6 protein-coding genes are annotated in these 14,029 nt (G+C 72.4%); all 6 read right to left on the reverse strand.

Features of this window, described 5'->3' with window-relative positions:
• Positions 1–11: 11 nt before the first annotated feature.
• The 6 genes from ABEA43_RS41525 to ABEA43_RS41550 all read right to left on the reverse strand — a co-directional run bounded on the left by ABEA43_RS41525 (position 12) and on the right by ABEA43_RS41550 (position 13,572).
• Positions 12–7,586: an SDR family NAD(P)-dependent oxidoreductase gene (locus tag ABEA43_RS41525; protein ID WP_345570904.1), complete on the reverse strand. Its 7,575-nt coding sequence runs from the start codon at positions 7,584–7,586 to the stop codon at positions 12–14.
• A 203-nt stretch (positions 7,587–7,789) separates the two neighbouring features.
• Positions 7,790–9,109: an SGNH/GDSL hydrolase family protein gene (locus ABEA43_RS41530; RefSeq protein WP_345570905.1), complete on the reverse strand. Its 1,320-nt coding sequence runs from the start codon at positions 9,107–9,109 to the stop codon at positions 7,790–7,792.
• A 129-nt stretch (positions 9,110–9,238) separates the two neighbouring features.
• Complete coding sequence (locus ABEA43_RS41535; RefSeq protein WP_345570907.1) at positions 9,239–10,033, reverse strand: ATP-binding cassette domain-containing protein; 795 nt, start codon at positions 10,031–10,033, stop codon at positions 9,239–9,241.
• Complete coding sequence (locus ABEA43_RS41540) at positions 10,030–11,100, reverse strand: ABC transporter permease (protein ID WP_345570909.1); 1,071 nt, start codon at positions 11,098–11,100, stop codon at positions 10,030–10,032. Before ABEA43_RS41540 ends, ABEA43_RS41535 begins: the two co-directional genes overlap by 4 nt.
• 88 nt (positions 11,101–11,188) lie before the next feature.
• On the reverse strand, positions 11,189–12,349 hold the full coding sequence (locus tag ABEA43_RS41545) for a sugar ABC transporter substrate-binding protein (protein WP_345570911.1): 1,161 nt from the start codon (positions 12,347–12,349) through the stop codon (positions 11,189–11,191).
• A 53-nt stretch (positions 12,350–12,402) separates the two neighbouring features.
• Complete coding sequence (locus ABEA43_RS41550) at positions 12,403–13,572, reverse strand: aldose epimerase family protein (RefSeq protein WP_345570913.1); 1,170 nt, start codon at positions 13,570–13,572, stop codon at positions 12,403–12,405.
• Positions 13,573–14,029: the final 457 nt, after the last annotated feature.

Raw genomic sequence — 14,029 nt, forward strand, 5'->3', positions numbered from 1 at the left:
GCCGCCGCCCCTCAGCCGGTGGTGCGGCCGCCGAGGCGCAGCAGGACGTGGCGGGCGAGATCGGTGAGGGTGATACCGCTCTGGAGGAGCTCCATGGGCGGGATCTCGACATCGAGCCGCTGGCGCAGCGTGGTCAGCAGTTCGGCGGCCATCAGGGAGTCGACGCCGTAGTCCTGAAGCGGCACCCGCGCGTCGAGGCGTGCGACCTCGGTCTGCAGGATCCGGGCCAGCAGCTCGGCGAGGGTGCGGCCGACGATCTCCAGCCCCGCTTCCGCGGAGCGGCCGGCCAGCGCGGCCACAAGGTCCTGACGGCTGTGACCGCCGTGGTCGCCGTCATCGGGCAGCAGCCCGGCGAAACGGGGCGCGACCAGGGTCGGCAGGAAGGTGCGTAGCCGGAGCCAGTCGAATCGGCCGATACCGGCGACGACGGCGCCGGACCCGGTCAGCGTCTCCAACGTGGCCAGCGCCTTGCCCGAGTCGACCGGCTCGGCGCCGAACGCCTCCATGGCCGGGGTCAGGCCCTCGCGGGCGACGTGGCCGCAGTCTCCGAGCGCGCCCCAGGCGATGGCGAGTGCCGGTCGGTCGCCGTGCCGTCGCCGGGCCAGCGCTTCGAGGAACAGGTTCCCGCCGACATAGGCGGACTGCTTGATGTTGCCGAGGGCGCCGGTGAAGGAGGAGTACAGCCAGAACAGGTCGAGGTCGTGCTCGCGGGTCAGGACGTCGAGGACGGCCGCGCCGGCCATCTTGGGGGCCAGGACCGCGCGGATCCGCTCGTCGGTCAGCTCGGTGAGCGGGCCGTCGTCGAGGGTCATGGCCGCGTGGATCACGCCCGCCAGCCGGTGCCCGGTGGCGTCGATGCGGCCGATCACCGTGGCCATGGCCGCCGCGTCGGTGACGTCGGCGGCGTACGGCGTGGCGCTCACGCCGCGTGCGGCCAGGTCGGACAGCACGGCGGCCGCCTCGGGGCCGTCGGCGCCGCGCCGGGAGAGCAGGGCCAGGTGGCGGGCGCCGCGATCGGCGAGCCGGCGGGCGGTGGCGGCGCCGAACCCGCTCAGGCCGCCGGTGATCAGGTAGCTGCCGTCAGGGTCGAGCCGGGCCGGTTCTGGCCGGGTGCGGACGCCGACGGGGCCGTCCTGCGGATCGAGGCTCACGATGACCTTGCCGATGTGCCGCGAGTGTTGCAGCAGCTCGAACGCCTCTTTGACCCGTGCGGCCGGGTAGACCGTGTGCGGCAGCGGCCGGTAGCGGCCGTCCGCGACGCGTTCGGCGACCTGGGCCAGCAGGCGGCGGCTGCCGTCCGGCCCGCTCGCGCCCGGCGGCAGGCCGCGACTGCTGCCCGTCCCGGCCGCGCCGGGCAGCAGGCGGCGGTTGCCGTCCGGCCCGGCCGCCTGGGGCAGCAGGGCGAGGAGGTTGACGCCGAAGAAGGCGATGTTGCGGGCGAAGGGCCGCATGAGCAGCGGCTTGTTCTCGTACATGTCTCGCTTGCCGAGCTCGATGAACCGGCCGCCGGGCTTCAGCACTTCCAGGCCCCGGTCGATGGCTTGCCCGGCCAGCGAGTTGACGATCACGTCGACGCCGTCGCCGCCGGTGATGTGCAGGGTCTGGGCGGCGAAGTCGAGGGTGCGGGAGTCCAGGACGTGCTCGACGCCCAGGGCGCGCAGCAGGTCGCGTTTGGCCGGGCTGCCGGCGGTGGCGATCACGGTGGCGCCTGCCAGGCGGGCGTACTGGACGGCGGCCAGCCCGACCCCGCCGGCGGCGGCGTGGATCAGCACGGTCTCGCCGGCCGTCAGCCGCGCCAGGTCGTGCAGCGCGTAGTGGACGGTCAGGAAGGCCACCGGCAGGGTCGCGGCCTCGGCGAAGCTGAGCTCGTCGGGGATCTTCACCACGGCGGCCGCCGGTGCCGTCGTGTGCGAGGCCAGGCTTGCCGGGACGGCGGCGCAGACCCGGTCTCCGGCCGACAGGTCGTGCACGCCGTCGCCCACGGCGGTGACGATTCCGGCGCATTCGAGGCCGGGGCCCTTGTTCCCGGCGAACTCCTCGGCTTCTTCGGCGGGCAGCAATCCGGTCGCCTGCATGATGTCGCGGTAGTTGAGCGCCGCGGCGCGTACCGCGATCACCACCTGGCCGGGTCCGGGTGTGAGGGGCTGGATGCGGGTCCAGGTCGGTTCGTAGGACAGGCCGGGTGCGCTGATCTCCAGGGCGAACGGCTGGTCGCCGCTCGGTTCGACGTGCTCGCCGGACGGGAGTTCGCGTTCCCTGGGCACGAAACGGCCGGCCGTGGTGAGCACGATCTCGTCCTCGCGGGCCGCCGGCCTGTCGTCGTCGATGGCGGGGGATTGCAGCAGTTCGCGGGCCAGCCGGTGGGCGTCGGCGGCCGGGTCGCCGAGGCGTTCCAGCGACAGCCGGGTCACTCGCAGGCCGGGCTGCTCGTTGGCGAGGGTGCGGGCCATGCCCCAGGTCGCGGCGTCGTGCGGGCAGGTGGCCCGTTCGGGCGGGGGCAGTGCGCCGGTGGGGCGGGTCACCAGCCACAGGGCGGGCCGGACGCTCTCGGGCAGGTGCCGGCAGGCGGTGCCCAGGGCGCGTAGCGTGGCCGCCCGCCGTACGGCCTGCTCCAGCATCGCCTGGGGGCCGGCCGGGGCGTCGCCGAGCAGGAGCACCACGGCCGGGTCGCCGGCGCCGGTGAGCGCCGCCGTCCAGGCCGCCGGGCCGGCGGGCGCGGTCGTCACCGGCACGTGCCGCGTGTCGCCTTGCAGGAGTGCGGCGAGGTGCTCGGCCAGTGGCGTCTGCGGCCCGTCTTCGGTGGCCACGATCCATCGGGTGCCGTCGTCGGGTCGTGGCAGCGCGGGCTGGGCGGTCTCGTCCGCGGGTGCGGCGGCCAGCAACACCGAGGCGTTGCCCGTGAGCGGTTCGCCGGTGTCACCTAGGCGAACGGGATCGGCCAGGCCGGTGTCAGCGAGACGGACGACGTCGGCCAGGCCGGTGTCAGCGAGACGGACGACGTCGGTCAGGCCGCACGCATTCAGCGCATCGGTCCACTGGTCGCCGCTCAGCAGCGGCGAATCCGGCCGGAGCTCGTCGGCATGGCTCCAGAAGCTGTCCAGTGTGCCGAAGAACGGCAGCAGATAGTCGGTGTCGTGGATCTCGAAGGCCAGCAGGCGGCCGCCGGGGGCCAGCAGGCCGCGTACCCGGGCCAGCGCCGACGGCAGGTCGGTCGCGGTGTGCAGGGCGTTGGCCGCGACGATCAGGTCGTAGCAGCCGTCGGCGAAGCCCTGCCCGGCAGGGTCGGCGTTCAGGTCGAACGTCCGGTAGTCGACAAAGGTGTGGCCGGCGAAACGGTGCCGGGCGCGGGCGAAGAAGCCCTCGGACACGTCGGTGAAGTGATAGACGGACCGCTCAGGCGGCAGCAGTGGCAGCACGGCGGCGGCGGTGCCGCCCGTGCCCGCGCCGATCTCCAGGATCCGCAGTGGCCGGTCATCGGGCCAGGCCCGGACGATCTCCGCCGTCAGCGCGGCGACGACCCGGTTGTGGAACGCGCTCGGCGCCACGTCGTAGAACTGCTGCAGGGCCTCTGCGGAGCCCTGGCCGGTCAGCAGGTGCAGGGCGTCGCGATCGCCACGCAGCACCTGCGGCAGGTGCGGCAACTGGCGGACCGCCAGCTGCACCTCGGCGGCGCAGGCCGGGAAGTCGGGCGACAGCCGGGCCAGGAGGGGGCCGGGGTTCGCGGCGCCGGTCAGCCGCCATCGCCCGTCCGCGCCGAGAGCGGCCAGACCGTGGCCGGCCATCAGCCGGAGCAGGGCCCGCGCCAGCCGGTCGTAGCCGGGGAGCATGCCCTGCCTGACCAGGTCGGCCGGCGTGAACTCGGCCGCGCCCGCAGGCAACAGGCCGGTGAACGCGGCGGCGGCCACATGGGCGGTGACCTGCTTGAGCCGGGCGGCGAAGTCCGCGAAGCGCACGGAGCGCCGACCGGCCTCCAGCGCGAAGACGCTCGTTGCGACGGCCCGGGCGAGGTCGTGATTGCCGGGCAGCGGCGAGGACGCGGGCGGCAGGTCGAGATGCGGCGCGGCGCGCAGCACGGTCTCGTACCGCAGGGGCGCCCGGTCGGCCAGTCCGGAGACCCGCCGCAGCCGCACGCCGCGCAGTTCGGCGGTGACGCTGCCGTCCGGGTCGGTGACGACCACGTCGAAGCAGAGCTCGGTGGCAGCGCGCGTGCGGTCGCGGACGTGCAGCATCCCCTCCGGCGACGGGCTGCGCCACACGCGGACGGACCCGATCGCGGACGGCAGCCAGCACTGCCCGGCGGCCCGGGCGGTCGCGAGGGGCACACACGCCTGGAGCGCGGCGTCCAGCAGCGCCGGATGCGCCACGTACCGCGCGGTGTCGGCCGGGTCCGTGGTGTGCCGGTACGCGGCCAGCGCCTCCCCGTCCCCGATGTGCAGGCGTACGAGCTGCCGGAACGCGGGCCCGTACTCCAGACCGAGTTCGGCCAGCTCGGGATAGAGGACGCCGGCGTCGCCCTGGCTGGTGCAGCGGGCACGCGCCCCGGCCAGGTCGACCCGCGCGGGCGGCGGGCCGAGCAGCTCGCGGACCCGGCACCGGGCGTGCAGACGGGGCCGCGCACCGCCGGTGCCGTCGGCGGCCTCGGTGCTGGTGATGGACACCATGCCGTCGCCGGGTGAGAACGCGAGCTGCATGCGGACCTCGCCGGCCCGCTCCCATGGGACGACCAGCGGGCGGCTCACCGCCAGCCAGGCCAGCTCCACCGGGCCGTCCAGCACCCGCCGGCCGGCGGCCAGAGCCATCTCGACGTGACCGGCCACGGGGAACACCACCGATCCGGCCACCTTGTGGTCGGCCAGCCAGGGCACCAGCGCCGGCTCGATCGGCCCCTGCCAGGAGGGCTCCGCCGCCGGCAGCCGCTCACCCAGGAGGGGGTGGTCCAGCCGCCCCGACCCGCTGCTGACGATCCACTCCTGCGGGGTGCCGCTCCAGTGCCGTTCACGCTGCCACGGGTAGGCGGGCAGCTCCGCCACCCGGGCGGGACGGGGGAACCAGCGCGCCCAGTCCGTCTCCGCCCCGGCGGCGATCAGCGCCTCGACGGTCCTGCGCAACGCGCCAGGGCCCGCGGTGTCGCGGCGCAGCGTGGCGAGAACGGCCGCCCGGCCGCGTCCGGCGACGATCCTGCGCAGGTACGTACGCAGCACCGGATGGGGGCCGACCTCCAGCAGGACGTCGACGCCCGCGTCCAGGGCATGATCGACGGCGTCGGCGAAGCGGACCGGCTCGCGCACGTTGCGCCACCAGTGACCGGCGTCCAGGCCGCTGTCGGGCACCGGGCCGCCGGTGACCGTGGAGATCAGCGCCTCGGTGCTCCCGCTCGGGGCCAGCCCGGCCAGGCCGGCGGCCAGCGTGGCACGGGCCGGATCCATGGCCGGGCTGTGGAAGGCGTAATCGAGATCCATCAGCCGGAAGAACACCTCCCGGGCCGTCAGCTCGTCTCCCAGCGGCTTGAGCTGGTCCTCCGGACCGGCGATCGTCACGTCCCCGGCGCTGTTCACCGCGGCCACGACCAGGCCCGGGTAGGCCGCCAGGACGTTCTCCGCCTCGGCCGGCGGCAGGCCCACCGCGGCCATCCGGCCGTCACCGGCCGTGACCGCCTGGGCCCGGCTGCGCTCGGCGACCACCCACGCCGCCTCCTCCAGCGTCAGCGCCCCGACGGCGTAGGCGGCCGCGGCCTCTCCGACGCTGTGCCCGAGCGCGACCGACCACCGCACGCCCCGATCGCGCAGGACCTCGACGATCCCGGCCTGCACCGCGAACAGCAGCGGCTGCGCCACCTCGGTGGCCTCCAGCCCCCACTCCTCGGCCGGCTGACGCAGGTAGGAGGCGACCGACCAGCCGAGCCGCGGCGTCAGCACGGCGTCGACCGCCTCCACCTCGGCGCGGAAGACCGGGTCGCCGAGCAGGTCGGCGGCCATCCCCGCCCATTGCGAGCCGTTGCCCGCGAAGACCAGCCCGACCCGGCCCCGCTCGACCGCCTCCGCGCTCCCACCCTGGCCGGCCAGGATCCGCGCGGCCTCCTTCGGGGACGCGGCCAGCGCCACCCGGCGGTAGCGGTGCCTGGCCCGGCGCAGGCCGGCGGTGGCCGCGAGGTCGTAGAACTCCGCCGGCTCGGCCCCGGCCAGCCGGTCGGCCAGTCGCCGCGCCGCCTCGTCGGCCGCCTGCGGGGTGCGCCCGGAGGCGATCAACGGCAGCTCGCCGGTCGTTCCGGTGCCCGACGGAGCGGCGGGCGGCGGGCCGACGACCACATGGGCGTTGGCCCCGCCGAACCCGAAGGAGTTGACGCCGACGAAGCGCCGCTCGTCCCGGGACGCCAGCGGACGCATGCTCCCGACCGGTTCCAGCCCCAGCCCGGCGAAGTCGATGCGGGGGTTGACCGGCTCCAGGTGCAACGAGGCCGGGATCGTGCCGTGCCGCAGCACGGCGAGGGCCTTGAACAGCCCCGCCATGCCCGACGCCGACTCCAGGTGCCCGAGATTGGTCTTCACCGACCCGATGGGCAGCGGACCCACGCTCCGCGCGGCGCCCAGGACCCGGCCGAGCGCGGCGCACTCGGCCGGGTCGCCCGCCTGCGTGCCGGTGCCGTGCGCCTCCACGTACACGATCTCGTCGGGGGTGATCCGCGTCCGCTCGTACACCTGCCGCAGCAGGTCCTCCTGCGCCTGCGCGCTGGGCAGGGCCAGCCCGGCGGTGCGCCCGTCGCAGTTGCTCCCTGCCCCGGCGATCACGCCGTGGATCCGGTCCCCGTCGTTCAGCGCGTCGGCCAGCGGCTTCAGCACCACCATGCCCGCGCCCTCGGCCCTGACGAACCCGTCGGCGTCCGCCGAGAACGCCGCGCAGCGGCCCCGCCTGGACAGCATCGACGCCTGGCTGAACCCGGCGAAGACGTTCGGGTTCAGCAGCACGTTGACCCCGCCGGCCAGCGCCACCCGGCTGTCGCCCGAGGCCAGCTCCCGGCAGGCGCGTTCCACGGCCACCAGCGAGGAGGAGCAGGCGGTGTCGATCGCCATGCTCGTCCCGCGCAGGTCGAAGAAGTGCGACAACCGGTTCGCCGCGATCGAATGAGCACCGCCCGCCATCGAATAGGCGTTCAACCGCCAAGCTCTCTGCATCTGCAATCCGGCGTAGGAGAAGTCCGAGAGGCCGACGAACACGCAGGTGTCGGAGCCCGCCAGAGTCGCGGGGTCGATCCCCGCGTCGTCGAGCGCCTCCACGGCCGTCTCCAGCAGCAGCCGGTGCTGCGGGTCCATCTGCGCCGCCTCCCGGGGCGAGATCCCGAAATAGTCCGCGTCGAATCCGGCGATATCCCCCAGAAACCCGCCTCGCGCGGTGTACGACTTCCCCCGCCGCACCATCCCGGTGTCGACGAACCGCGCGGCCTCGAACCGGTCTCCCGGGACCGTCCCGACCAGGTCACGCCCGGACTCCAGCGCCTCCCACAACCCGGCCAGATCCACGATCCCGCCGGGGAACCGGCACCCCAGCCCCACGATCGCGAACGTGTCCGTCCCGGACGAATCCCGCATCATCACGACACCTCAGCCCTATCACTATGAGTACTCGAATAGCTACATCGAGCAACAATGTCCAAGGCGCCGGGACGAGTCAACGACCGAAGGCCGACCACATGGCCCGGTCGGCCCCAAGACCCGCGCGTAGGGCGTCAACCCGTGAAGGCGAACGCATCAATCGGGATATTCTCTGGAACAATCCGCACACCGGGCATACGCCGTCAGCGGAGGAGACGCAGGGGCACCGCCATGGCCATGGCCTGGGCGCCGGCGTCGTTGAGATGGATGTGGTCTCCGCCGTCGTAGTCGGGGCGCAGGCGGAGCGGCTGAGCCGGGTCGCGGACGGCCGCGTCGAAGTCGATCACGGCGTCGTACGCGCCGCTCGTGCGGATCCAGCGGTTGACCGCCTGGCGCTTGGCCTCGATCTCCTCGCTCCAGAAGCCGAACTGCGCGCCCTTGAGCGGCGTGACGGTGCCGCCGTAGATCTTCAGCCCCCGGGCGTGCGCCCGCGCGATGAGGCGCCGATGCCCCTGGATGAGCTGCCCGGCCGTGACGGTTTCCGCGACGGGGGCGGACGAGCCGGGCTGGCCCAGGTCGTTCGCCCCCAGGAGGACGATCACGTGCTCGGCGCCGGGCTGGCCCAGCACGTCCCGCTCGAACCGGTGCAGTGCCGAGGGCCCGAAATAGGCGGCGTAGGCCTCGACGGGCTGCCCCGCGGGCGGGTTCGGGTCGTGCAGCAGCCGGTTGCCGGCGATGCCGACGTTCGCGACGCCCAGGTCAGGGCTACGGCCGGCCCGCAACCGGTCCGAGAGCAGATCGGGCCAGCGGTGGTTGGCGCCTGCGGTCGTCGTGACGCCGTCGGAGAGCGAGTCGCCCAGGGCCACGACGGCCGAGGTCCGGGTACGGGCCCGGACGCTCACGCCGGACAGGAACATCCACTGCTCCGGGGCGGCGACCGGCGTCACCGTCCTGGCCCCGGTGACATCGCCGTCCGCGACGGCGTTCACCTGCAGCGCGTACTGGTGGACCGTGCTGACCTCCGTGCGTCCGGGCAGGTAGAGGCTGATCACGAGATCGGCGTCCGGCGCCACGTCCAGCGCGACGGGATCGCTCACGATCCGCGTGCCTGCGGCGAGTGTCACGGCCCGGTTCCCGCCGAAGGTCACCGTCCGGTCGGTGGCGGGGTCGATGTCGGTGCCTCCGGCGCCGGCGCGCGCGGCCACGTGCACCGCGCCCAGGCGCAGCGCCTCGTCGCCGTGCTCGTTGGACAGCCGCAGCGTGAGAGCGTCACCGCCGACGCTGGTGTGCACCACCTGCCGCACCGTCTGGTCCTCGACGTAGGCGATCCTCCCGTCGGGGTAGCCGGGAGCCCGGTCCGGGACCGCGGTCACACCGGCCGCCCACGTGCCGACCCACCTCCCATGACCGGGCGACTGGGCGGCCGCCGGGGTGCTGACAGCGCCCAGGAGGGCGCACCCGCCGAGCAGGGCGAGGGCGCGACGGGACGAGCGGGAGGAGAACCTGAACGGCTGATCGGTCATGCCCCAACGATCACGTACGGGCCGGTCACGCACATCGCCCACCGGATTGGCGATCCGCTACGTCCGCGGGCGCAGGCCGTAGGCGGCCCGCTACGCCCCCAGGCGCAGGTCCGGACGCGGCCCGCGCGTTCAGGGCGGGTCCCCGGCCGGCCGGAGCCCGGCGCGGGCGGTGCGGTATTCCGCCACGACCAGGTCGGTGAGCTCCTTCAGGGAGGTACGGGCGGTCGGCTTGTCGAAGGTGATGCTGCCGTGCTGGAGCAGGTTGACCCGGTCGCAGACCTCCAGGACCTGGGCGTAGTTGTGCGCGATGATCATTATGGAGACCTCGCCGCGGGCTTTGAGATCGCGGACCAGATCGAGGATCTGCACGCCCTCCTTCGCCCCCATCGCGGCCAGCGGCTCGTCCAGCAGGAGGATCTTGGAACGGGAGTAGACGGATCGGGCGACGGCGATGGCCTGGCGCTGCCCGCCGGACAGTTTGGCCACCTCCACGTCCACGGAGGGGATGTGGACGCCCATGTCGTCGAGATGCCGGCGGGCCAGGCTGCGCATCTTGCGGTTGTTCAGCAGGCAGCCGAGGATCACCGGCTCCCGGTTGAGGAACATGTTGTGATAGACGCTCAGCTCGTTGATCAGCGCCAGGTCCTGGTAGACGGTGTCGATGCCGAGCGCGCGGGCGTGGTCGACGGATCTGAAGGACACCTCGTCGCCGTCGAGCAGGATGCGGCCGGTGTCGGGCTGGTGGAAGCCGCAGATGATCTTCATGAGGGTGGACTTGCCGGCGCCGTTGTCGCCGATCAGGCCGAGCACCTCGCCTTTGGCCAGGCGGATGTTGACGTCGCGGAGCGCGGTCACCGTACCGAAGCGCTTGGAGACGTGCTCCACCCGCAGGACGTCGGTGGAGGGGGCGTCCGGGGAGGTCATGTCGTCTTGCCCGCCCTTCGCAAGCGGCTCAGGTACACGTTGGCGATCATCGCCAGCAGGATGGAGCCGCCGAGGATCAGGAAGTACGGGTTGGCGGAGATGCCGATCAGGTTGAAGCCGTCCTGGAGCTCGGCCAGCACCAGCGCGCCCAGGGCGCCGCCGATGATCGTGCCCGAGCCGCCGGCCAGGGCCGTGCCGCCGATGACCGCGGCGGAGACCGCGGTGAACATCAGGCCGGTGCCGCCGCCGAGGTTGGGGTCGATCGTGTGCACCCGGAACGCCTCGATGATCCCGGCAAAAGCCCCCAAGGTGCCCGCAATCATGAAATTTCCGATCTTGATGCGCCCTGCTCGGACGCCCGCCTCCTGCGCCCCCAGCAGGTTCCCGCCCACGGCGATCGTGTGCAACCCCCATCGCGTACGCGTGAACAGCACGTGGAAGAACGCCACGATCACCAGAGCCCACCCGAGATGCGCCCACATGGCCGCCCCCAGCCACTGCCCGATCTGGTTGTCCACCGACGCGGGGATCTCCGCCGGGTAGGCGCCGGACGTGGTCAGCACGATCCCGGTCACCAGGTAGAAGGTGCCCAGCGTGGTGATGAACGAGGGCACCTTGAGCAGGACCGTGACGAGCCCGTTCCCCAGCCCGATGACCGTGCCGGTCAGCAGGGCGAGCAGGATCGCCGGGATCCCCGGCAGCCCCCAGTAGTCGATCGCGTAGTGCATCATGAACGGCGCCAGCGCCGCCACCACCCCGACCGACAGATCGATCTCACCGCTGACCAGCAGGAGCACGATGCCGCAGGCGACGATGGCGCTGGGGGCGGCCGCCTGGGTGATGTTGACCATGTTGTCGGGGGTCAGGAACGCCTCGGAGGCGGAGGCGAAGTAGGCCCCCAGCGCGAGCGCCACGACCAGCACGCTCGCCTCGCGCCGCCGCAGGAACTCGTCCCTGACCCGCAGCAGGATCCAGGTCGCGCCGCGCCGCGCCCCGTTCGGCGCGGGCCGCCCTGTCACGTCCGCGGGCGCCGGCGAATCGCGGACGTCATCGCCGATGTCGGGCATGTCGCCCTCCTCCTCATGGACTGTACGGGAGGCGCGGCGTGCGCCCCGGGCCGATTCGGGACGCACGCCGCACTTCTACGAGGCCCTGCTAAGAGGCATGGGCGATGGCCCCGGACCGTTCGACCACCTTCTGGGCGGTCTCCGAGCCTTCGAAGCGGGTCTTCGTGGTCTGGTAGGGCCCGACGTTGTCCTTGGTCACGAAGAGCAGCCCGGTGTTGGTCTCCGACGGGAACAGCAGCCCGCCGGAGAGCTTGTACAGGTAGAGGTAGACCACCGGCAGGAACCCCTGCAGATACGGCTGCTGGTCGATGGTGTAGTCGAGGTCGCCGTTCTTGATGGCCGTCAGCGTCTCGGGCACCAGGTCGAACCCGCCGGCCACCTTGAGCCCTTTGGAGCGCAGGTTGTACTTCTTGACGACCTGCCCGACCGACTGCGTCGATCCGGCGTCGACGGCGAGCATCCCGGCCAGGCCGGGGTGCCCCTGGGCGTACGCGTCGATGATCGACAGCCCTTTGGTGATGTCGGCGTTCGTCCCGACCGACTCGAACGTGATCGACTTGCCCGAGTCCTTGATCGCCTGCGCGGCGCCGTCGATCCTGGGCTGGATGTTCAGCGCGCCGGGGGTGGCGATGAACCCCACCACGGCGCCGGAGTCCACCTGCTGGAGCGCCCGCTGGCCGAGGGCGTACCCGGACTCGTAGAGCCCCTGCCCGATGTAGGCCAGCCGGCTGGTCCCCTTGTCCTCACGGGAGCCGTCGGCGTTGTACGTCACGACCGGGATGCCCGCGTCGAGGGCCCGGTCGACCGGCGCCTTGAAGGCCGCCTTGTCCACGGCCGCCACCGCCAGCCCGTCGGCCTTGGCGGAGATGGCGGTGTTGGTCGCGTTGACCATCTCGGCCACGATCGAGTCCTTCGACCCGGTCCACTGGAAGTCGGTGCCGAGCAGCGCGCACGCGTCCTGGGCGCCGTACTGGGTGGGGGTGAAGAACGGGTTGGTGGTGACGTGGCAGACGAAGACGAACTTCCACTTGGGCGTGGCCGGGAAGTCACCGGCGCCGGCCGCCGCCGCGGTGCCGCCCGAGGCGGCGGGCGTGCTCCCGCCCGAGTCGCCGGTGCACGCGCTGAGCAGCGCGGTCGCGGCGGCCGATGCGCTGACGAGGCCCGCCCCGGTCAGGAGGCGGCGACGCGCGACGGGGTTCAGGTTGAGCGTGTCGAGGGCCTCCTCGACCTTCCGATGGATGTCTTTCATGATCCTGCCTCATGAGATCGGCGGGGGATGGAGGCGTTCTCCGCACGCACGTGTCACACCGTGGAGAACGCGTAGATCGTCGTGGTCCGGTAGACGTCACCGGGCCGCAGGACGGTCGACGGGAAGTTCCTGTGGTTGGGCGAGTCCGGGAAGTGCTGCGACTCCAGGGCGAAGCCGGACCGCTTCGGGTAGAGGTGGCCGCCGGTGCCGCGCAGCGTGCCGTCCAGGAAGTTGCCCGAGTAGAACTGCAGGCCCGGCTGGTCGGTGATGACCTCGAGCACGCGCCCGCTGTCCGGCTCGACGACCCTGGCCGCCACCCCGCGGGCGTCGAGCACGTAGTTGTGGTCGTACCCGCCGCCGCGCGTGATCTGCTGGTTCTTGCTGCCGATGCGGTCACCGATGGCGGTGGGCTCGCGGAAGTCCAGCGGCGTCCCGCCCAGCCGGGCGATCTTCCCGGTGGGGATGAGCGTCTTGTCGACGGGCGTGTAGCGGGAGGCGTTGATCTGCAGCTCGTGGCCGAGGATCCGGCCGTCGCCCTCGCCGCGCAGGTTGAAGTACGCGTGGTTGGTGAGGTTGACGATCGTGGGCCTGCTGGTGGTGGCGCGGTAGTCCATCCTGATCCGGTTGTCGCCGGTCAGCGTGTAGACGACCTTGGTGCGCAGCGTCCCCGGGTAGCCTTCCTCGCCGTTCGGGCTGGTGTAGGTCAGCGCGAGCCCCACGCTGTCGCGCCGTTTGAACGGCTGTGCCGTCCAGACCCGCTTGTCGAAGCCCTTGACGCCGCCGTGCAGGTGGTTGGGGCCGTCGTTCGTGGCCAGCCGGTACGTCCTGCCGTCCAGGGCGAACCGGCCCTTGGCGATACGGTTGGCGTACCGGCCGGTGATACACCCGAAGTACGGACTTTTCGTGACATAGTTGGACAGGTTGTCGAAGCCGAGCGCCACGTTGGCCAGCTCGCCCCCGCTGTCGGGAACCTCGATCGACTGCAGGATGCCCCCATAGGTGAGGATCTTCACCCGCATCCCGCCCGAGTTCCGCAGCGTGTAGATGTCGATCTTCTTGCCGTTGGACAGGGTCCCGAAGTGCTTCTTGGTGATGCTCGGCCCGCCGCCTTGGGCCTGCGCCGGGGACACGGCCGGCAGGCTCAGCGCCAGGGCGACCACGACCGCCAGGACGACCCTGACGGCGGTGGCGAGTCTGTTTCTGACGAGGGTGCTGCTGGGCATGGACGATCTCCCTTCAGATACGCTGATCTACGTCATCGCCGCTGAGTAGCGGATCGGCTTCGAGCACCCGTGCCCGCAGGCGGGCGCCATGCCGATCGAGCCGGCGTCGTCCTGCGAGCCCCCGAACGCGGGCCGCCTGATACCCAGGCGCGCCTCAGGATGCTTCGGGCCATATGTCACCTGGCGATTGTTTGCGGTTGCGTTAACAGTTCGCCGTGCATGCAGCTGCGACCCCCGAACAGGCCGGACGGCCGCGCGTCGCACTCCCCCCTCTGGAGTGGACCAGCGTTGACCTGCACCGTTGCTAGGGGCAACATAACCGATGGTGAATACGATTGCACCCATTCGTATTCATTCCGTGATAATCGCCGTCGCCGGATGCGGCACCGCGCCTTCCCGGCCTCGGACGGCTGCCGCAGTCGCGACGGAAACCTGACGAAAACGATTGCGTGCAATC

Source organism: Nonomuraea rosea, from assembly GCF_039539705.1.
GTDB classification, from domain to species: domain Bacteria; phylum Actinomycetota; class Actinomycetes; order Streptosporangiales; family Streptosporangiaceae; genus Nonomuraea; species Nonomuraea rosea.